This window comes from Limnohabitans sp. TEGF002 (assembly GCF_055395845.1).
In genome coordinates this window covers 2,517,269-2,536,586 of record NZ_AP029224.1, presented here as the reverse complement: position 1 = coordinate 2,536,586, position 19,318 = coordinate 2,517,269, and the positions used below count along the sequence as shown (strand labels likewise).

The window sequence follows — 19,318 nt, the reverse complement described above, 5'->3', positions numbered from 1 at the left end:
AATCTGCGCATGAACATCACTTTCAAACTGTTTGCCACGCTGACCGACTATTTGCCTGCCGAAGCCCGGCGCAGCAACCAGGTCACGCTTGATGTGGCGCAGGCCACCAGCATCAGCCAGATTATCGAGCCCTTCGGCATGCCGCCGAAGCTCGTGCATCTGGTGCTGGTTAACGGCAAATACATCAAACCCGAAGACCGGGACACCACCACCCTGGCCGAGGGCGATGTCCTGGCGATCTGGCCACCTGTGGCCGGTGGCTGAGGCGGTACATGCAATCGAGCTACGCCGAGCAATTTGTTCGTGATATGGGGTGTACAGAGGCTGAGTGGCTGTCCTGGCTGCCCGCCGCCATGGGCGACTACCCTTGGCAGCGCACGGGCAGCACCGCCCGAGCCTTCATTGACAAAGGCACCATCAGTTTGTGCTGGCAGGTCATGCCGCCCCGTGTGATTGCGCTCTTGCGTATGCCGGTGCTGCGGGTGAGCTTTGTGATGCAGGGCATGGATGCCGACCAGCGTTACGCCTTCATGAAACGATTTGATCTTCACATGCAGCGAGGCGGCGGTTAAGCCTTGCTGATGGTTGATGTTTTGACAGGAGAAAATTAACATGGCGATGGATGGACAACGCTCGCGCCAAGTGACATAGCAGCAAGCTTGGGAGGCTCTGAATTGCTACGAAAACCTGCAGGCGATCAAAACGCGCTTTGGCCATCGGCATCAAGATGAGGCCTGTCTCAGCCTTGTTCAATGGCCATGTTAAATTGACAGACATCGTTCTCCCCCAAAGGTACAAACTCAATTTCGCTGCCCAAGGCGGCGTGGCTGGATTTGGCAAAGGAGAGTCTGCAATAGAAATTAAACCGTTGGAAAAGGGCTGCGAATTGCATTACATGGTGCACTCTTCTGTGGGCGGAAAAATCGCTCAACTGGGACAACGCTTGATCGATGAGGTGTCCAAGAACAGGTCGAAGACTTTTTGCAAGCGCTTTGAAGTTGAACTCGAAAAGCGGTACCCTGCTACGCAAGAACCATCAGTCATCGAAGTCGCACCGGGCTCTAAGCAGTCTGGCGGTGGTCGTCATGGTCGCACGCTGAGAGGTTCGAGCCAGACATGAAAAACCTTGACCTCATGGTATTGACCCAGCTCTTGGGCTGGCGTTCGCAGGGACAAAAAGCATTGCTCGCCACGGTGGTGCGGACTTGGGGCTCGTCGCCGCGCCCTGTGGGTTCGATCATGGCCCTGTGCGAAACCGGGGCGGTGGTGGGATCGGTTTCTGGTGGCTGCATCGAAGATGACCTCGTCTACCGCTATAGAAACGCTCCTTCATCTGCCGATACTTCTGCGCCAGAACACAAGACGCACAACATTCCTACCAAATCACCCGAACGTGTGACCTACGGTGTGAGTGCCGATGAAGCACACCGTTTTGGCTTGCCCTGTGGCGGTACTCTGGAGCTTGTGCTCGAATTCAACCCCGATGTGGCTGAACTGAAATCTCTGGTGGACATGCTCACAAACGGCCAGATGGTGCATCGCCGCACGGACATGGCCACTGGTCAAGTGACTTTGGCCAGAGCCCATCAACCAGAGCCGCTCACGGACGATGGCATCACGTTGGCCAACAGTTTCGGCCCTGAGTACCGCATGCTGCTCATTGGCGCAGGTCAGCTGACGGAATACCTGGCAACCATGGCTTTGTTTTGTGGCTTTGCCGTCACGGTCTGTGATCCTCGCGAGGAGTACCGCAGCAGCTGGCAGGTGGCCGGGGTGACGCTCTTGTCGGGCATGCCCGATGACGTGGTCAAGGCATTCCATGTGGACCGCAGAACCTGTGTGATCGCTTTGACCCACGACCCCAAGCTGGACGATTTGGCTTTGTTGGAAGCCTTGAACAGCGACGCACTTTACGTCGGTGCGATTGGCTCTCGGCGCAACGACGAGGCCAGGCGCGCGCGCATGATCGAACACTTTGATCAAACCGAAGCAAGCTTGGCGGCTTTGCGGGGACCGATTGGCATATTCATTGGCAGCAAAACGCCACCAGAAATTGCGGTCAGCGTGATGGCAGAAGTGCTGGCTTTGAAAAATGCGGTAACTTTGCCGCGCGATATGCAGGTGGGGCCCGCCAAAGAGCAACTGGAACCGGGCAGCGGATCGGCCGCTGTGTGTTTCAGCCTATCAAGTCGTCTTGAGGTCTGACGCGATCTGGTTTTTGAGGCTGTCAACCACGCAGCATCCAAAATGCAGCGCTTTTGAGCCCCAGCACCGTGAGGGCCAGCGAGCCCAACAGGTGCAAGGCGGCTGTGCCCACGGCCAGTGCAAAGCGGCCTTGCTGCAGCATGGCCACCACCTCGGCAGAGAAGCTGGAAAACGTGGTCAGTGCCCCCAGAAAACCGGTGACCAAAGCCAAGCGCCAAACGGGGTCGAGCTCGGGCAGTTGCTGGAACACGCCCACGCACACGCCCACCAAGTAACCACCGATCAGGTTGGCCGCCAAGGTGCCCCAGGGCAGCAGGCCAGCGCTGACGGTGCTGGGGTTGAGCCACAGCCCCAGCTGCCAGCGCGACAGCGCACCCACACAAGCACCCAGGCAAATCGCGATCACCGTGAGCATGGCGGGGGTCCTTTCGCTTGGGGTTTACCGACGATTAAAACGGCGGGTCTTCGTCGGTCGCCGCTGCGCCCGTTGCCCCTGTCTTCAGGGTCGAATTCACCACAGTGCGCGTTGGGTTGGGCAGCGCCTGATCGGCCGCCGCTGCGCCCAGTTCCATCTCGCCGCCCAGTGCTTCGATCAGGCTGTCGATCAGCGGCCCCAGCAAGCCGGTGGACAGGGCCACGTCGGCGTCAAAGCGGTCTTCGTTCTTGTCGGTGCCCGACTCGTCCATCACACCGTCGAGGTACTGCACTTTTTTCAGCTGCAGGGTCTCGGTCAGCACAAAGGCCACGCGGCCGTCCCAGCTGAGCGCCAGTTGGGTGGGCAGCTTGCCTTCCATCACATGCTTGCGCACATCGTCATTGGCCAGGTGGTGGCGGGTGAAGCGCACGCTGGCGGCGTCTTCGCCGGTGGACTTGAGCACGGTTTCGCGCTCCACCGTCAAATCAGAGGGCCACTCGTCGGGCGTCTGTGCCAAGAGCCATTGCGTCATGGCCGCTTGAGGTGAGGTCACGCTCTGGATCAAGGACACAGACAAGCCGCCCATGACGTTCATCAGCGCCGACATGACTTCGTCGGCCTTGCCTTGGCTGCCTGCATTGAGCACCAAACGGCGGTTCTCCAGGTCCATCCACACCAGCACGGTGGATTGGCGCGCAAAGGCCTGAGGCAACAACGACAACAGAGCCTCGTCCATCAGGTCGCGCTTTTCTTTTTTGCCAGGCTTGCGACCGGTGGCCGCTTCGATCTCGGCGATGCGTTCGTCCACCTTGCGGCGCACCACATTGCCGGGCACGGCCTTGGACTCGATCATCAGTTTCAGGATCCACTGGCCCGAGACCGATTCGACCAGCGGGCCATGGGCTTCGCCCCGTGGCGGCACCCAGCCGATGGATTTGTCTTGGCTCGCGCCACACTCCACAAATTGCACCGGCTCCAGGGCCGCTTGCACATCGGCCAATGTGGGCGCAAAGCCCTCGCCGATGCGGTAAACCATCACATTCTTGAACACATTATTCCTTCTCGTCCCAAATGAACAACCCGTCCTTTGGGGACGGGTTGAATCATAGAGGATGAAACGCCGCTCGAAATCAGAGCTTCATTTGGGTAGGCAACCAGGTCACGATGCCGGGCACAAAATAAATCAGCAACACCGCGCCGACCATCAGGAAGAACATGGGCATGGACACACGGGCGATGTAGGGCAGCTGTTTGCCCGTCATGCCTTGCAGCACAAACAGGTTGAAGCCCACCGGTGGTGTGATTTGCGCCATTTCAACCACAAACACAATGAAGATGCCAAACCAGATCGGGTCGATGCCTGCTTTTTGCACCGTGGGCATCAACACGCCCATGGTCAGCACCACCATCGATATGCCGTCGAGAAAGCACCCCAAAATGATGAAAAACACCATCAAGGCCATGATCAAGGCCAGCGGACTCAGCCCCAAGCCACCGATCCATTCCGCCAGATGGCGGGGCAGGCCGATGTAACCCATGGACAAGGTCAAGAAGGCGGCACCCGCCAAAATCAGCGCGATCATGCAGTACAGGCGTGTGGCCCCCATCAGGGCGTCCTTGAACACAGCCCAGCTCATGGAGCCCTGCAAGGCCGACAGCACCAAAGCACCCATCACGCCCACCGCGGCGGCTTCGGTGGCGGTGGCAAAGCCGGTGTAGATCGAACCCAAAACGGCCGCAATCAGCAAGACCACCGGGATCAGACTGCTGGACGCTTCCAGTTTTTGCATGAAGCTCATGGGCGCGTCACGCGGGGGTATTTGGTCGGGGTGGCGCAGTGACCAATAAATGATGTAGCCCGAAAAAAGACCCGCCAGCAACAAGCCGGGCAAGACCCCCGCGATGAAGAGTTGGGCAATCGACACATCGGCCGCCACGCCATAAACGATCATGATGATCGACGGTGGAATCAACAGGCCCAGCGTGCCCGAACCGGACAGCGTGCCAATGACCATGTCTTCGGGGTAGCCCCGTTTTTGCAGCTCGGGCAATGTCATCTTGCCAATCGTGGCACAGGTGGCCGCACTCGATCCGGACACGGCTGCAAAGATCGCGCAGCCCACCACATTGGTGTGCAGCAAACGACCAGGCAAGGCTTGCATCCATGGTGCCAGGCCTTTGAACATGTCTTGACTCAGGCGCGTGCGAAACAAAATCTCGCCCATCCAGATGAACAGCGGTAAAGCCGTGAGTGTCCAGCTCGAAGCCGAGCCCCAAATGGTCACGGCCATTGCATCACCTGCAGGCCGCGCTGAGAACATTTGCATGCCCACCCACGCCACGCCTGACAAGGTGAGGCCAATCCACACGCCACTGCCCAGAATCAGAAAGAGGGTCAGGACCAGCAGTCCCGTGATCATCAAATCATTCATGGCGGATCATTCGTTGCGCAGCATTTCGCCACTGTCAGGAGATGTGCGTTGGCCGAGAATTTCGAGCACCAGTTCATCGACAAAAGCCAGCGCAAAAATCAGAGTGCCGGTGGCCATGGCCAACTGCGGAATCCACAAAGGCGTGGCATCGTTGCCAGTCGAGATGTCATGAAATTCAATGGATTGCCACACCAAGCGGCAGCTGTAGAAGGCAAACAGACAAGCCAGCAAGCTGGCCAGACCCAGGCTGAAAATTTCCAGACCCCGGCGTGCACCACCTTTGAACAAACCCAGCACCAGCGTGACACGGATGTGTTCGCCACGCTTGAGGGTGTGGGCCAGCGCCAAAAAGCCAGCGCCAGCCATCAGGTAACCGGCATAGGCGTCGGTTCCAGGTACATGGAAATGGAGCTGCCGACTCAGTATGGACAGCAGCACCATGAACAAAAGGCCGCACATGCAAAGTGCCGCCAGGGCGGCGGCACTTCCATACACGGCGTTGAGCAGTCGGCGCATCGACTCAGCGCTTGAAGGCATCGACGATGGCTTTGCCTTCAGACCCGGATTTTTCCAGCCATTCCTTCATGATGGTGTCGCCCACCTTTTTCATGTCGGCCTTGAGTTGGGCCGAAGGTGCTGAAATGGTCATGCCATTGGCCTTGAGGGTTTCCATGGTGGTGGTGTTGACCTTGCGGGACTCGGCCCAACCACGGGTTTCCGCCTCGGCTGCGGCTTTGAGCAAAGCGTCCTGCGTAGGCTTGTCCAGCGCGTCGAAAGCTTTCTTGTTGGCAATCACCGCATTTTTGGGCAACCAAGCCTGCACGTCGTAGTAGTACTTGAGGTGTTCGTACAGCTTGCTGTCCACGCCGGTCGCACCCGAAGTCATGGTGGATTCGACCACGCCGGTGGCCAAGGCTTGTGAGAATTCAGCGGCTTGCACGGTCACGGGTTGCGCGCCCACCAGTTCAGCGATCTTGGCGGTGGTGGGGCTATAAGCGCGCCACTTGATGCCCTTGAGGTCGGCGGCGCTGTTGATTGGCTTCTTGCTGTAAATGCCTTGTGGAGGCCAGGCCACCGAGTACAACAGCATCATGCCTTGCTCTGCCAGTTTCTTCTCCAGCAGCGGCTTTTGTGCTTTGTAAAGCTTCATGGATTCGTCGTAGCTGTCGGCCAGGAAAGGCAGACCATCGGCACCAAAGGGCTGCCATTCATTCTGGAAGTTCACCAGCAAGATCTCGCCCAGCTGGGCTTGACCGCCTTGAACGGCACGCTTGATTTCAGGTGCTTTGAAGAGGGACGCATTCGCGTGCACCGTGATTTTGAGCTTGCCTGCTGTGGCCTTGTCCACATCGGCCGCGAACTGGGTCATGTTGACCGAGTGGAAGTTGGTGGCGGGGTAAGCGGCGGGCAGGTCCCATTTGGTTTGGGCCGAGACGAAGCCGGAGACAGCGAGCAGGCCAGCGAGCAGGCTGAGGTGAAGGGCGCGACGTTGCATGAGAACTCCTGTGAATGTGGAATGAACGGTCAAACGAGCAGTGCAAGAAAGGTGCCCGCTTGGCGCGCGCATCGGGTGCATCTGGCTGGGGATCACTGTAGGCAAGTTGTGGCCTGTGTGTGATCGGTAGTTTCCCTTAATGTCAACAAATTGTTGGCAAATTGTTGGTAACGGACATAGACTTTGCGTCATTGATCCTCTGAAACGCACCATGCCGCGCAAAAACTCAAGCACCACGGCGAACGCCAACCCCATCGTGTCCTCGGCCCATCTGGTCTCTCCCGACAGCGCCGAGATGAGCGAGTTTGAGTTCGGTCTGATCGTGGCGGGCAACGCGTTTCACCGCTGGATCATCCACTGCATGGCGGCGGCGGGCTTGAAAGATTTGACGCCGCTGGATGTGCTGGTGCTGCACCATGTGACGCACCGTGCGCGAGACAAACGCCTGGCCGACATCTGTTTCATCATGAACATCGAAGACACGCATTTGGTGAATTACGCCCTGAAAAAACTGCAAGGCCTGGGTGTGGTGGTGTCGCAAAAAAATGGCAAGGACGTGACCTATGCGGCGACCGATGAAGGGCGCGCTTATGTGCAGCGCTACCGCGAGATCCGTGAGAGCTGCCTGATCGATGCCCTGAAGGCCGACGATGGCTTGAACCGCGACATTGGCGAGTTGGCCCGCTTGCTGCGTGTGCTCTCGGGTATGTACGACCAGGCTGCGCGCGCTGCGGCTTCTTTGTGAAACTGTTTTTGAATTCTGATTGTTGAGCGACTTATGAGCGAATCCCACATCACACCCGCTGGCAAAAACCGTTGGCAATTTTGGATCGACCGGGGCGGCACATTCACCGACGTGGTCGGCAAGCGGCCCGACGGCATTTTGGTCACGCACAAGCTGCTGTCTGAAAACCCCGAGCAATACCGCGATGCAGCCGTAGCGGGCATTCGCCATTTGCTGGGCTTGAAAGCTGGTGAGCCAGTCACGCCCGAGCAGGTCGAGTGCGTGAAGATGGGCACCACGGTGGCCACCAACGCGCTGCTGGAGCGCAAGGGCGAGGCGACGCTGCTGGTGACTACACAAGGCTTTGGTGACGCGCTGCGCATTGCCTATCAAAACCGCCCGCGCCTGTTTGACCGCCAGATTGTTTTGCCCGAGTTGCTGTACAGCGCGGTGGTCGAGGCGCAAGAGCGGGTGGCGGTGGATGGCGAGGTGTTGCAGCCACTCGATGAGGTGCATTTGCGCACCCAATTGGTGAACTCGCACGCACAAGGCGTGCGTTCGGTGGCCATTGTGTTCATGCACGGCTGGCGGCACACGGCGCATGAGCTGGCTGCGGCGAGCCTGGCGCGTGAGGTGGGGTTCACCCAGGTCAGCACTTCGCACCAGACCAGCCCGATGATGAAGCTGGTCAGCCGGGGCGACACCACGGTGGTGGATGCGTATTTGTCACCGATTCTGGGGCGCTATGTGAACCAGGTGGCGAGCGAAATGCCGGGCGTGAAGCTGATGTTCATGCAGTCTTCGGGCGGCCTCACCAATGCGCAAGTGTTTGCGGGTAAGGACGCGATTTTGAGCGGCCCAGCGGGCGGCATTGTGGGCATGGCCCGCACGGCGCAGTTGGCGGGGCACGACAAGGTGATTGGTTTTGACATGGGCGGCACGTCCACCGATGTGTCGCACTTTGCTGGGCAGTTCGAGCGCGAGTTTGAAACGCAGGTGGCCGGTGTGCGCATGCGCGCGCCGATGATGAGCATCCACACCGTGGCCGCAGGCGGCGGGTCTTTGCTGGCCTATGACGGTGCGCGTTTTCGGGTGGGACCGCAAAGCGCGGGGGCCAACCCGGGGCCCGCCAGTTACCGACGGGGCGGGCCGTTGGCCGTGACCGATGCGAACGTGATGGTGGGCAAGGTGCAACCGAAGTTTTTCCCGTCGGTGTTTGGCCCAGAAGCCAACCAGCCGCTCGACGCCGAGGTGGTGCGGGGGCATTTTGCAAAACTGGCCACACAAACCGGGCGTGCCGCTGAAGACGTGGCGCATGGCTTCATCCAGATCGCGGTGCAGCAGATGGCCAACGCGATCAAGAAAATCTCGGTGGCGCGGGGCTACGACGTGACGCGTTACACCCTGCAATGCTTTGGTGGTGCGGGCGGGCAGCATGCGTGTTTGGTGGCCGATGCCCTGGGCATGTCGCAGGTGCTGGTGCACCCGCTGGCGGGTGTGCTCTCGGCCTATGGCATGGGCTTGGCCGACCAGAACGTGATGCGCGAAGAATCGATTGAGCGGCGCTTGGATGCGGCCGCCATGCCCTTCATGGCCGAGCGTTTGCAGGCTTTGGGCGAGACCTCGCGCCAAGCCCTGCTGGCGCAAATGGGCGTGGATGCTGGAGGTACCGACCGCATCGAGCTGCGCCAGCGCGCGCATTTGCGCTACGAAGGCACCGATTCGGCGCTGGTCGTGCCTTGGGGTGATCAAGCCCAATTGGTGGCCGGGTTTGAGGCGGCCTACCGCCAACGCTTTGCTTTCTTGATGCAGGGCAAAGCCTTGGTGGTCGAGGCGGTGTCGGTCGAGGCGGTGCTGCCCGGCGATGCGCCCGAAGAGGCTGTTCATGCGCTGAACGCTGAGCGCGATGTGCCGCGCCGCGACACCGTGCAGGTCTATGCCGCCAACGCACAAGGCGTGGCCCAGTGGCAGAACGCCGCGCTGGTGGTGCGCGAAGACATGCGCCCCGGCGACGTGATCGATGGCCCCGCCATCATTGCCGAGAAGAACGCCACCACGGTGGTGGAATCGGGGTGGCAAGCGCGATTGACGGCACTCGACCATTTGCTGCTGGTGCGCGTGCAAGCGCGGGCTGTGCAGCACGCCGCAGGCACGCAGGCCGACCCGGTGCTGCTGGAGGTCTTCAACAACCTGTTCATGAACATCGCAGAGCAGATGGGGCTGCAGCTGCAAAACACCGCTTACTCGGTCAACATCAAGGAGCGTTTGGACTTTTCATGTGCGCTGTTCAGCGCCGAAGGCCATTTGATTGCCAACGCGCCGCACATGCCGGTGCACTTGGGCTCGATGGGCGAGAGCATCCAGACCGTGATCAAGGAGAACCAAGGCCGCATGCAGCCGGGCGATGTGTTTGTGCTGAACGACCCGTACCACGGCGGCACACACCTGCCTGACATCACCGTGATCACCCCGGTCTATTTAGACGGCCACAAAGACCCCGTGTTTTATGTCGGCTCACGCGGACACCATGCCGATGTGGGCGGCTTGACGCCGGGCTCCATGCCGCCGTTTTCCACGCGCATCGAAGAAGAGGGCGTGCAGATCGACAACGTCAAGCTGGTCGATGCCGGACACCTGCGCGAGGCCGAGATGGTGGCGCTGCTGCAAAGCGGCGAGTACCCCTCGCGCAACCCTGCGCAGAACATGGCCGACCTGAAGGCGCAGATTGCCGCCAACGAAAAAGGCGTGCAAGAGCTGCGCCGCATGGTCGAGCAGTTTGGTCTGGACGTGGTGCAGGCCTACATGCGCCATGTGCAAGACAACGCCGAAGAATCGGTGCGCCGCGTCATCACGCGCCTCAAAGACGGTGCATTTTCTTTGCCGCTGGACAACGGGGCGCAGATTCAGGTGGCGGTGCGCGTGAATGCCACCGAGCGCACGGCCGAGATCGATTTCTCCGGCACCAGCGCCCAGCTGCCCAACAACTTCAATGCCCCGCGTGCGGTGTGCATGGCAGCTGTCCTGTATGTGTTCCGCAGCCTGGTGGACGACGACATCCCCCTGAACGCGGGTTGCTTGAAGCCGCTCAAGGTCATCATTCCTCAGGGCTCCATGCTCAACCCCAATCCACCGGCTTCGGTGGTGGCGGGCAATGTGGAGACCTCGACCTGCATCACCAACGCGCTGTTTGGCGCTTTGGGCGTGATGGCGGGCAGCCAGCCCACCATGAACAACTTCACTTTCGGCAACGCCCGCGTGCAGTATTACGAAACGATTTCGGGTGGCAGTGGTGCGGGTGGGCGTTTTGATGCGCAGGGCCAGTTGGTCGGTGGTTTTGATGGCACTTCGGTGGTGCAAACCCACATGACCAATTCACGCCTGACCGACCCGGAGGTGCTGGAATTCCGCTTTCCGGTGCGCTTGGAGAGTTATGCGATCCGCCAAGGCTCGGGGGGAGCCGGGCGCTGGCACGGCGGCGACGGCGGCGTGCGGCGCGTGCGCTTTCTGGAGCCGATGACGGCGGGCATTTTGTCCAACGGTCGGGTTCACCCGGCCTTTGGCATGGCGGGCGGGCACAGTGGCTTGCCGGGCATCAACCGCGTGGTGCGCAGCGATGGCAGTGTGCAAGAGTTGGCGCACATTGGCCAAGTCGAGATGCAGGCGGGCGATGTGTTTGAGATCCACACGCCGGGCGGCGGTGGTTTTGGTGATCCTGGCGCGGCGGCCTGATGTTCAGGGTTTTTTGGGGGATGTAGGCGGGGCTTGGCCATAGTCCTGGCCTTGCACCCGAACGCCTTGTTCCGAGAGGCTGGCAGCTTTTTTGGGGCCTATGCCTTTGACACGTTGCATGACGTCTGCCCAATCGCGGAATGGCGTTTTTTGGCGTTCGCGCATGATTTCCCGAGTCATGGTGGGGCCGACACCTTTCAATCCGTCCAGGTCCATTTCCTTGGCATGGTTCAGATCCACTTGTGCCCAAGCGACGCCCATCCAGAGGATGGACACGATGCCTGATAAGAGTTTGTAGCGCATACCGATCGCTCCCTGTTCTGGCGCTGCATTGCTTTGCAGCCAGAGCCATTCTGGTTGGGGATTGGTGATCGGGGAAGGGTTTGGATCAGAGGACTTGAAACAAGGTGTTTCAAGTCCAATGCTCACAACTCTTCAATGCGTCTTGGTGGGTAACTGTCCCAAGCTTGGCAGCCAGGGCAATGCCAGAAGTGTTCTTTGGCCTCAAATCCGCAGGCGGCGCATCGGTAACGCGCCAAGGGTCGAATGGCTTGTTCCAGCGCTTTTTGAACCGGTGCTGGCAAAGGGTTGGTGGTCCTGTTTTCTTCGATCAACCAACGGGTGGCCGCCATCAAGGAGGCATGTTGGCTCAAATGATCGAGGTAGCGCTGGTGCGATGCCGCAGCATTCTGCGCCGAGTCTGAGGCCAGTGCCGTGATGCCATCGAGGACGTCAATGCAAGGCTGTTTGTCGTAATGCGCCTGAAGGACTTGGCTTGCAGCGTTGCACACATTGGCTGCTTGAGCGGCTTTGACCAAACTGGCTGCGGCCAAGGGAGCTGCCACGTCGGCACGTTCAAACAGCACCGACAAGGTCTCAAACGCTTGCGCAGCATGCCCTTGGGACAGTTGCAATTGCCCAAGCAAAATGCGCGGTCGGGCGGCTTCGGGGTTCGCCTGTGTGGCGGCCGTCAACAGTTGTGTGGCTTTGGCCGCATCACCTTGCTGCACTGCTTCGCGTGCTTGCTCGCATTGGTAGTGGGCCAAGCGCATGTCGAAATTGGCTTCACCTGATTTTTCGAGCAAGCCAGCCACCCTGGCTGCTTCAGGCCATTCGCGCGATCGCTCGTAAATGGCCAGCCGTGCCAGCCGTGCCTGCCCCTCGTAGGCAGTGCCCTCCAGCTTGCGCAGCGCTTCTTCTGCGCGGTCCAGCAGACCCGCCTTCAGGTAATCCAGTGCCAGGCCATGTTGGGCGCGTTGTCGGTCTGCAGCACTGAGGTCTGCACGCGAGAGCAAGTGTTCGTGAACGCGCACGGCGCGATCGTATTCACCCCTGCGGCGAAACAAATTGCCAAGTGCAAAGTGCAATTCAGAAGTGTCGGGGTCGTTTTGAACGGCTTCGATGAAGGCGTCGATCGCCTTGTCTTGTTGCTCGTTGAGCAGGTAATTGAGGCCCTTGAAGTAGGCCCGCGGTGCCTGCCGGTTGGCGATGCGCATCTGGCGCAAATCCAGGCGCGATGCGATCCAGCCCAAGGCAAATGCCGCAGGCAAGCCCAGCAAAATCCAGGTCAGATCAAGTTCCATGCGAGGCCTCTGGTGCAGACTTGGGCTCGGCTTCGGGTGCCGGGTTCATGCGCAAGGCCTGGCGGTGTCGCCACCATCTGGGCACCATGCCCAAGACGCCCACCACGACCCCAAGGCTGAAAGCGGAGAGCACCACCAAAACGGTAGGCGCAGACCAAAACGTGCCGAAAAAGAAGTTGACACGTGTTTCTTGCTGGTTGTTCAGCGCAAAGGCAAACAGGGTGAAAAAGACGGCAGCTTTCAGTAGCCACTGAAGCAGCCGAAGCAGACGTTTCATGGAAGACCTCGATTTCTGCCCATTCTAACGGGCGTGCCGCGATGCCAAGCCGGATGAGGTTGCAGAGGTGCCTTGCCTGTTCCGGGGAGACCAGAGCGACGTGTCAGTCTCGGGTGGCTTCTGGGGATGGGGTGCTGGTACCTGCATCCACCGCTTCGCGCAGCGCTTTGCCGGGCTTGAAATGGGGTACGCGTTTTTCCGGAATCTGAACGCTTTCGCCAGATCGGGGGTTGCGCCCTACGCGGGGTGGGCGGCGGTTGATCGAGAAGCTGCCAAAGCCGCGAATTTCGATGCGGTGGCCTTTGACCAGCGCGTCACTCATCGCATCGAGCACCGTCTTGACGGCCAGTTCGGCGTCGCGATGGGTCAATTGCGCAAAGCGTGCGGCGAGTTCTTCAACCAGATCGGAGCGGGTCATGATGTCAACTTATGGAGGGAGCTTGTGCCAGACTCAGGCAAGGACCTGAAAAAAGCCTGCCCCCATGACAGGGGCAGGCTTTTCAGACAGCAAGCGTCTTCAGATCACAAGGATCAGTTGTTGTCGAGCTTGGCACGCAACAAAGCGCCCAGGCTGGTCGTGCCAGCATTCTCAGTCTTGGACTGCTGCGACAGGGAAGCCATGGCTTCTTGCTGGTCAGCTTGGTCCTTGGCCTTGATCGACAACTGGATGTTGCGGGTCTTGCGGTCCACGTTCACCACAACGGCAGTGACTTCGTCGCCGACTTTGAGCACGTGGCTCGCGTCTTCCACGCGGTCACGCGAGATTTCGGACACACGCAGGTAACCGATGATGTCTTCGCCCAGGTCGATTTCAGCGCCCTTGGCATCCACGGTCTTGACCTTACCTGTGACGATCTGGCCCTTGTCGTTGATGGAGGTGAAGGTGGTGAAAGGATCGGAGTCGAGCTGTTTGATGCCCAAGCTGATGCGCTCGCGGTCCACGTCCACAGCCAAGACCAAAGCCTCAACTTCTTGACCCTTCTTGAATTCGCGCACGGCGTTTTCGCCGGTTTCGTTCCAAGACAAGTCAGACAGGTGCACCAAGCCGTCGATGCCGGCAGCCAAGCCCACGAACACGCCGAAGTCGGTGATCGACTTGATCGGGCCCTTGACGCGGTCGCCGCGCTTGGTGTTCTGAGCAAACTCTTGCCATGGGTTGGCACGGCACTGCTTCATGCCCAAGCTGATGCGGCGCTTGTCTTCGTCGATCTCGAGGACCATGACTTCGACTTCGTCACCCAAAGCGACGATCTTGGATGGAGCCACGTTCTTGTTGGTCCAGTCCATTTCGGAGACGTGCACCAAGCCTTCGATGCCTGGCTCGAGTTCCACAAACGCGCCGTAATCGGCGATGTTGGTGATCTTGCCGAACATGCGGGTGCTTTGTGGGTAGCGGCGGTTCACGCCCATCCATGGGTCGTCGCCCATTTGCTTCAGACCCAAGGACACGCGGTTCTTTTCGGTGTCGAACTTGAGGATCTTGGCAGTGATTTCTTGACCAGCCGTGACCACTTCGGATGGGTGACGGACACGGCGCCATGCCATGTCGGTGATGTGCAGCAAGCCGTCGATGCCGCCCAAGTCCACGAATGCACCGTATTCGGTGATGTTCTTGACCACACCGTGAACGATGGAGCCTTCGCGCAATGTTTCCATCAGCTTGGCGCGCTCTTCGCCCATGGAGGCTTCCACCACAGCGCGGCGTGACAACACGACGTTGTTGCGCTTGCGGTCGAGCTTGATGACCTTGAATTCCAGGGTCTTGTTCTCATAGGGTGACAGGTCTTTGGTGGGACGTGTGTCGACCAAAGAGCCGGGCAAGAAAGCGCGGATGCCGTTGACCAAAACAGTCAGGCCGCCTTTGACTTTGCCGCTGGTCACGCCAGTGACGAACTCGCCGGATTCCAAGGCTTTTTCCAAAGACATCCACGAAGCCAAACGCTTGGCGGTGTCACGGGACAAGATGGTGTCGCCGTAGCCGTTTTCGATGGAGCCGATGGCCACCGAGACAAAGTCGCCGACCTGGACTTCGACTTCACCCTGGTCGTTCTTGAACTCTTCGAGGGGCACGTAGGACTCGGACTTGAGACCGGCGTTGACCACAACGAAGTTGTGCTCGATGCGCACGACTTCAGCGGTGATGACTTCACCTGGGCGCATTTCCGTGCGCGTCAGTGATTCTTCGAATAGGGCGGCAAATGATTCAGACATGGTGTTTCCTCATCCACAAGTTCAGGACTGACGAGCGCGACATGCGTCGTTTCCAGGAGCTGACAGTGGCGATTGGTTTGCGGTGTGAACCGCGGTTGGTTTTAAAAAAACCACCTGGCCAGTGTGCAAGCTGCACGATGAGAGCCGGGTGGAACTTCAGGTCAGCCTGCACAGGGCGGGCTGGGGTGGCTGTTTTCGGTTTGTGAACTGTTGTCGATCAACCGAAAACCTGCCGACTTTGCCACCAGACCATCACTTGTTCCACCGAGGCTTCGATGGTCAAAGTGGAGTTGTCCAGTTGCAAGGCATCTTGTGCGGGCTTGAGTGGCGCCACGCTGCGGGACATGTCCCGTGCGTCGCGTGCTTCCAAGTCAGCGCGAAGAGCGTCGATATTAGCCGAAAAACCCTTCAAAATCAATTGCTTATGCCGTCTTTCAGCGCGTTTGGCGGCGCTGGCGGTCAAAAACACCTTCAAAGGGGCGCTCGGGAATATCACCGTGCCCATGTCGCGGCCATCGGCCAAGAGGCCTGGCAGGCGCTGAAAGCTGTGTTGCAGATCGACCAGTGCCTCGCGCACGGCAGGTAAAACAGAGACTTTGGAGGCGTTCATGCCGCCTTGTTCGCTGCGGATGGCATCGGTCACGTCGACGTTGTCCAGCAGCACTTGCTCGCCTTCAAAGCGCACGGGCAGACTGCGGGCCAACTTGGCAATCGCAGCTTCATCGATGGCTTCCAGCGTCAGCCCCGCTTGCAAAGCGGCGTGGGCCGTGACGCGGTAGAGCGCGCCTGAATCCAAGTAGTGGTAACCCAAAGCGGCGGCCACGCGGCTGGCCAGCGTGCCTTTGCCCGAGGCCGTGGGGCCGTCGATGCAGATGACCGGGATGTTGGCAGCTCCTGTGTGCGCGACCGAGAACAAGGCCTCGAAGTAATCAGGAAAGGTCTTGGCCACGCACTTGGGGTCTTCGATGCGTACCGGCACTTGGTCGGCGTTGAAAGCAGCCAGCGAGAAGCACATGGCCACGCGGTGGTCGTCGTAGGTGTGGATGCTGGCGCGTTGCCATTTTCCGGCGGGCAGTGGATGGATGGTGATCCAGTCCGGGCCTTCTTCGACGGTGGCGCCGAGCTTGCGGCTTTCGGTGGCCATGGCCACTATGCGGTCCGTTTCCTTCACGCGCCAACTGGCGATGTTGCGCAGGGTGGTCGGACCGTCGGCATACAGCGCCATCACGGCCAGCGTCATGGCCGCGTCGGGGATGTGGTTGCAGTCGAGCGTGATGCCTTTGAGGGGCCAAGCGCCGCGCTGGATTTCGAGCCAGTTGGGGCCGCTGCTGATTTTGGCGCCCATCTGGGCTGAGGCGTCCATGAAGCGGATGTCACCCTGAATGGAGTCTGCGCCCACGCCCTGGATGCGTATGCCACTGCCTTCAGCAATCGCACCCAGCGCGATGAAATAGCTGGCCGAAGACGCATCGGCTTCGACATGGATCGTGCCCGGCGACTGGTAGCGGCTGCCTGCTGGGATGACAAAGCGCTCCCAGCCTTGGCGTTCCACGGCAATGCCATAGCGCGCCAGCAGGTTGAGTGTGATTTCGATGTAGGGCTTGCTGATGAGTTCGCCCACCACTTCGATGGTGATGGCGCGGTCTTGAGCGGCCAGGGGCAGCGCCATCAGCAGTGCGGTGAGGAACTGGCTGGACACATCACCGCGCACGGGAATCGGCTTGTCCAGTTGCAGCGAAGGTTGGCCAACGCGCAGCGGAGGGTAGCCTTCGTTGCCCAAGTAATCGATGGTGCAGCCCAGTTCGCGCAGGGCGTCCACCAAGTCGCCAATTGGCCGCTCGTGCATGCGGGGCACGCCTTTGAGTGTGAAGTCGCCGCCCTGCACGGCCAGCGCAGCGGTGAGCGGGCGCATCGCCGTGCCTGCGTTGCCCATGAAAAACTCAATGGCCTCGGCAGGCCAAGCGCGACCGCCCAGGCCGGTGATGGTCACTGTGGTGCCTGCCACCTCGACCCCGCAGCCCAGCTGTCGCAGCGCGGCCAGCATCACGCGGGTGTCGTCCGAGTCCAGCAAGTCATGAACGACGGTGGTGCCTTGGCACAGCGCCGATAGCAGCAGCACGCGGTTCGAAATGCTCTTGGAACCGGGCAGGGTGACGGTGCCGGACGCGCCTTGCAGCGCAGGAAGGTCGAGAAAGGCGGTGGAGAACATCGTTCAGTCTTCAGAAGCTTTGTTGCAAGCGTTACCCGCTTGCAGCGTCCAAGCCGAGCGCACATCGCTGGCTTGTTGAATCAGTTGTTGCAGCTCGGCGGTGTCGCCTTGCTTCAAGGTGTTTTCAAATTGGTCGAGGGCCGCACGGAAGTGCGCCATTTGCGTGAGCACTTCGGCGTGGTTCGCGCTCAAAATGTCGCGCCACACCGAGGCATCGGACGCGGCAATGCGGGAGAAATCTCGAAAGCCTGGACCCGCCATCTCCAAAAACGCCGTTCCTTGCGGCTGGGCCATCAGTGCATTCACAGCGGCAAAAGCCAGCAAATGGGGCAAGTGGCTGACGGCTGCAAAAGTGGCGTCATGCGCCTGCGCTGTCATGTGGCTCACGTGGCTGCCGATGGCGGTCCACACTTCGCTCGCTGTTTTGATTTGGCGGATGCTGTTTTGCGGCAAGGGCGTGAGGATGGTGCGACGCGCTTGGTAAAGCGAAGCCTCGGCATGCTCAATGCCCGCCACTTCTTTGCCCGCAATCGGATGGGCGGGCACAAAGCAGCTCAGGCGATCGCCCAAAGTGGCCTGGGCTGCCGTGATCACATCGCATTTGGTCGAGCCCACATCCATCAGCAAGGCGCTGGGTGACAGGCTGCCTTGCAAGGCAGTGAAACTGCTGTGCATCGCGCCCACGGGCACGGCCAGCAAGACCAAATCAGCGCCTTGCACCGCCTCGGCCACGCTGCGGCAAGCTTGGTCGATGACCTTCAGCTCAAGCGCGCGTCGACGGGTTTTTTCAGAGGCGCTGAAACCGGTGATGTGCTGCACCAGGCCCGCTTGTCGCAGCGCGAGCGCAAACGAGCCGCCCATCAGGCCGCAGCCAATCAGGGCCAGGCGTTGAAATTTCACCGTGCGCTCACTCGGGGGTCATTCAGGAACGGGGTAAGAACCCAGCACCTTGTAAAAAGCACACAGGCCTTGCAACTCTTGCAAAGCGGCAGCCACATGCGGCTCGCTGATGTGGCCTTGCAGGTCGATGTAGAAGTAATACTCCCACTGACCCGATTTGGCGGGACGCGACTCAAAGCGGGTCATGGACACGCCGTTGTTTTTGAGCGGCACCAGCAAATCGTGCACCGCACCCGGACGGTTGGGCACCGACACCACCAGGCTGGTGCAGTCCTTGCCAGAGGCGGGGGGCGTGGCCAGGGTTTGCGGCAAAGAGATCACGGCAAAGCGGGTGCGGTTGAAGGCTTCGTCCTGGATGGCGTGGTGCACGATGTGCAGACCAAACTGGCTGGCGGCACGTTCGCTGGCCAACGCGGCCCAAGCGGGGTTGGTGGCGGCCAGGCGAGCGCCTTCGGCGTTGCTGGATACGGCGCGGCGCTCCACGTGTGGCAGGTGCTTGGACAACCAGCCTTGGCACTGGGCCAGCGCCTGGGGGTGTGCCATCACGACCTCGATGCCCGCGTCTGAGTTGAGTTGGCGCAGCAAATTGAAGCGCACTTGCAGGCTCACCTCACCCACGACGTGCACGGGTGAGCGCAAGAACAAGTCGAGCGAGCGAGCCACCACGCCTTCGGTGGAGTTTTCCATGCCCACCACGCCATATTGGGCAGTGCCCGCAGCGGTGGCGTGGAAAACTTCGTCAAAGTTAGCGCAGTAAATCAGGTTGGCCGCACTGCCAAAAAATTCGATGGCTGCTTGCTCGCAAAACGTACCCTGAGGGCCGAGTACCGCCACGCGCTGTGGCGCTTCGAGGGCCAAGCAGGCCGACATGATCTCGCGCCAGATGGAGGCCACATGTTCGTTTTTGAGCGGGCCGGGGTTGGCGTTGGTGATCTTGTCGATGACCTGGGCCACGCGGTCGGGACGGAAGAAGGGCGAGCCTTCGGCGCGTTTGATCTCGCCCACTTGTTCGGCCACGTGGGCGCGTTGGTTCAGCAGGCTCAGCAGCTGTTTGTCCAGCGCGTCGATTTGCACGCGCAAAGCGCCCAGGGCATCCGACTGAATGGGTTGTTGGATCATGTCTCGTTTACTTTCTGGC

Annotated in this window: 19 protein-coding genes; 6 read left to right on the top strand and 13 right to left on the bottom strand. The window is 60.0% G+C overall.

The genetic code is table 11. The features are described from left to right. Nucleotides 1–9 precede the first annotated feature (9 nt). From thiS to ACZ5SR_RS12620, 4 genes are all read left to right on the top strand, one after another. Nucleotides 10–264, top strand: coding sequence for a sulfur carrier protein ThiS (gene thiS, locus ACZ5SR_RS12635; RefSeq protein ID WP_464449010.1), 255 nt, complete (start codon nt 10–12; stop codon nt 262–264). 8 nt (nt 265–272) lie between these two features. Beyond that, nucleotides 273–572 (top strand): hypothetical protein, encoded by a 300-nt coding sequence (locus ACZ5SR_RS12630; RefSeq protein WP_464449009.1) that lies wholly within the window; start codon nt 273–275, stop codon nt 570–572. Between the two features lie 137 nt (nt 573–709). Beyond that, nucleotides 710–1,120, top strand: coding sequence for a CoxG family protein (locus tag ACZ5SR_RS12625; protein WP_464449008.1), 411 nt, complete (start codon nt 710–712; stop codon nt 1,118–1,120). Further along, entirely contained in the window at nt 1,117–2,205 is a 1,089-nt protein-coding gene (locus ACZ5SR_RS12620; protein ID WP_464449007.1) for an XdhC family protein, read from the top strand. Before ACZ5SR_RS12625 ends, ACZ5SR_RS12620 begins: the two co-directional genes overlap by 4 nt. 22 nt (nt 2,206–2,227) lie before the next feature. Here the strand turns inward: ACZ5SR_RS12620 and crcB are convergent, their stop codons facing one another. The 5 genes from crcB to ACZ5SR_RS12595 all read right to left on the bottom strand — a co-directional run bounded on the left by crcB (nt 2,228) and on the right by ACZ5SR_RS12595 (nt 6,547). After that, on the bottom strand, nt 2,228–2,620 hold the full coding sequence (gene crcB, locus ACZ5SR_RS12615; protein WP_464449006.1) for a fluoride efflux transporter CrcB: 393 nt from the start codon (nt 2,618–2,620) through the stop codon (nt 2,228–2,230). A 34-nt stretch (nt 2,621–2,654) separates the two neighbouring features. Then, nucleotides 2,655–3,671, bottom strand: coding sequence for a recombination-associated protein RdgC (locus ACZ5SR_RS12610; RefSeq protein ID WP_464449005.1), 1,017 nt, complete (start codon nt 3,669–3,671; stop codon nt 2,655–2,657). Nucleotides 3,672–3,750: 79 nt separating this feature from the next. Continuing rightward, complete coding sequence (locus ACZ5SR_RS12605) at nt 3,751–5,052, bottom strand: TRAP transporter large permease (RefSeq protein ID WP_464449004.1); 1,302 nt, start codon at nt 5,050–5,052, stop codon at nt 3,751–3,753. A gap of 6 nt (nt 5,053–5,058) precedes the next feature. Further along, nucleotides 5,059–5,568: a TRAP transporter small permease gene (locus ACZ5SR_RS12600; protein ID WP_464449003.1), complete on the bottom strand. Its 510-nt coding sequence runs from the start codon at nt 5,566–5,568 to the stop codon at nt 5,059–5,061. Nucleotides 5,569–5,572: 4 nt separating this feature from the next. Then, nucleotides 5,573–6,547, bottom strand: coding sequence for a TRAP transporter substrate-binding protein (locus tag ACZ5SR_RS12595; RefSeq protein ID WP_464449002.1), 975 nt, complete (start codon nt 6,545–6,547; stop codon nt 5,573–5,575). Between the two features lie 211 nt (nt 6,548–6,758). On the opposite strand from ACZ5SR_RS12595, the gene ACZ5SR_RS12590 reads away from it, so the two are divergent. Both ACZ5SR_RS12590 and ACZ5SR_RS12585 read left to right on the top strand, forming a co-directional pair. Further along, nucleotides 6,759–7,292, top strand: a complete 534-nt coding sequence (locus ACZ5SR_RS12590) for a winged helix DNA-binding protein (RefSeq protein WP_464449001.1) — start codon at nt 6,759–6,761, stop codon at nt 7,290–7,292. Nucleotides 7,293–7,325: 33 nt separating this feature from the next. Beyond that, nucleotides 7,326–11,000: a hydantoinase B/oxoprolinase family protein gene (locus ACZ5SR_RS12585; protein ID WP_464449000.1), complete on the top strand. Its 3,675-nt coding sequence runs from the start codon at nt 7,326–7,328 to the stop codon at nt 10,998–11,000. A gap of 3 nt (nt 11,001–11,003) precedes the next feature. Here ACZ5SR_RS12585 and ACZ5SR_RS12580 read toward each other — a convergent pair whose 3' ends face one another. The 8 genes from ACZ5SR_RS12580 to pheA all read right to left on the bottom strand — a co-directional run bounded on the left by ACZ5SR_RS12580 (nt 11,004) and on the right by pheA (nt 19,299). Beyond that, a complete protein-coding gene (locus tag ACZ5SR_RS12580) occupies nt 11,004–11,303 on the bottom strand; it encodes a ComEA family DNA-binding protein (RefSeq protein ID WP_464448999.1) in 300 nt (99 codons plus the stop codon). A gap of 122 nt (nt 11,304–11,425) precedes the next feature. Continuing rightward, complete coding sequence (gene lapB, locus ACZ5SR_RS12575) at nt 11,426–12,583, bottom strand: lipopolysaccharide assembly protein LapB (protein WP_464448998.1); 1,158 nt, start codon at nt 12,581–12,583, stop codon at nt 11,426–11,428. Continuing rightward, complete coding sequence (locus ACZ5SR_RS12570) at nt 12,573–12,860, bottom strand: lipopolysaccharide assembly protein LapA domain-containing protein (RefSeq protein WP_464448997.1); 288 nt, start codon at nt 12,858–12,860, stop codon at nt 12,573–12,575. The genes lapB and ACZ5SR_RS12570 overlap by 11 nt, the downstream gene beginning before the upstream one ends. A 103-nt stretch (nt 12,861–12,963) precedes the next feature. After that, nucleotides 12,964–13,278 carry an integration host factor subunit beta gene (locus ACZ5SR_RS12565; protein ID WP_464448996.1) on the bottom strand — a complete coding sequence of 105 codons (315 nt, stop codon included), beginning with the start codon at nt 13,276–13,278 and terminating at the stop codon, nt 12,964–12,966. Nucleotides 13,279–13,391: 113 nt separating this feature from the next. Beyond that, nucleotides 13,392–15,071, bottom strand: coding sequence for a 30S ribosomal protein S1 (rpsA, locus tag ACZ5SR_RS12560; protein WP_464448995.1), 1,680 nt, complete (start codon nt 15,069–15,071; stop codon nt 13,392–13,394). A gap of 217 nt (nt 15,072–15,288) precedes the next feature. After that, on the bottom strand, nt 15,289–17,280 hold the full coding sequence (locus ACZ5SR_RS12555; protein WP_464448994.1) for a bifunctional 3-phosphoshikimate 1-carboxyvinyltransferase/cytidylate kinase: 1,992 nt from the start codon (nt 17,278–17,280) through the stop codon (nt 15,289–15,291). Between the two features lie 3 nt (nt 17,281–17,283). After that, nucleotides 17,284–18,180, bottom strand: coding sequence for a prephenate dehydrogenase (locus tag ACZ5SR_RS12550; RefSeq protein ID WP_464448993.1), 897 nt, complete (start codon nt 18,178–18,180; stop codon nt 17,284–17,286). An 18-nt stretch (nt 18,181–18,198) separates the two neighbouring features. After that, nucleotides 18,199–19,299, bottom strand: coding sequence for a prephenate dehydratase (gene pheA, locus ACZ5SR_RS12545; RefSeq protein WP_464448992.1), 1,101 nt, complete (start codon nt 19,297–19,299; stop codon nt 18,199–18,201). Nucleotides 19,300–19,318 lie beyond the last annotated feature (19 nt).

Coding starts and splice junctions, on each gene's coding strand:
- thiS (WP_464449010.1), top strand. CDS start 10: ATGAACATCACTTTCAAACTGTTTGCCACGCTGACCGACTATTTGCCT.
- ACZ5SR_RS12630 (WP_464449009.1), top strand. CDS start 273: ATGCAATCGAGCTACGCCGAGCAATTTGTTCGTGATATGGGGTGTACA.
- ACZ5SR_RS12620 (WP_464449007.1), top strand. CDS start 1,117: ATGAAAAACCTTGACCTCATGGTATTGACCCAGCTCTTGGGCTGGCGT.
- crcB (WP_464449006.1), bottom strand. CDS start 2,620: ATGCTCACGGTGATCGCGATTTGCCTGGGTGCTTGTGTGGGTGCGCTG.
- ACZ5SR_RS12605 (WP_464449004.1), bottom strand. CDS start 5,052: ATGAATGATTTGATGATCACGGGACTGCTGGTCCTGACCCTCTTTCTG.
- ACZ5SR_RS12600 (WP_464449003.1), bottom strand. CDS start 5,568: ATGCGCCGACTGCTCAACGCCGTGTATGGAAGTGCCGCCGCCCTGGCG.
- ACZ5SR_RS12595 (WP_464449002.1), bottom strand. CDS start 6,547: ATGCAACGTCGCGCCCTTCACCTCAGCCTGCTCGCTGGCCTGCTCGCT.
- ACZ5SR_RS12590 (WP_464449001.1), top strand. CDS start 6,759: ATGCCGCGCAAAAACTCAAGCACCACGGCGAACGCCAACCCCATCGTG.
- ACZ5SR_RS12585 (WP_464449000.1), top strand. CDS start 7,326: ATGAGCGAATCCCACATCACACCCGCTGGCAAAAACCGTTGGCAATTT.
- ACZ5SR_RS12580 (WP_464448999.1), bottom strand. CDS start 11,303: ATGCGCTACAAACTCTTATCAGGCATCGTGTCCATCCTCTGGATGGGC.
- lapB (WP_464448998.1), bottom strand. CDS start 12,583: ATGGAACTTGATCTGACCTGGATTTTGCTGGGCTTGCCTGCGGCATTT.
- ACZ5SR_RS12570 (WP_464448997.1), bottom strand. CDS start 12,860: ATGAAACGTCTGCTTCGGCTGCTTCAGTGGCTACTGAAAGCTGCCGTC.
- ACZ5SR_RS12565 (WP_464448996.1), bottom strand. CDS start 13,278: ATGACCCGCTCCGATCTGGTTGAAGAACTCGCCGCACGCTTTGCGCAA.
- rpsA (WP_464448995.1), bottom strand. CDS start 15,071: ATGTCTGAATCATTTGCCGCCCTATTCGAAGAATCACTGACGCGCACG.
- ACZ5SR_RS12555 (WP_464448994.1), bottom strand. CDS start 17,280: ATGTTCTCCACCGCCTTTCTCGACCTTCCTGCGCTGCAAGGCGCGTCC.
- pheA (WP_464448992.1), bottom strand. CDS start 19,299: ATGATCCAACAACCCATTCAGTCGGATGCCCTGGGCGCTTTGCGCGTG.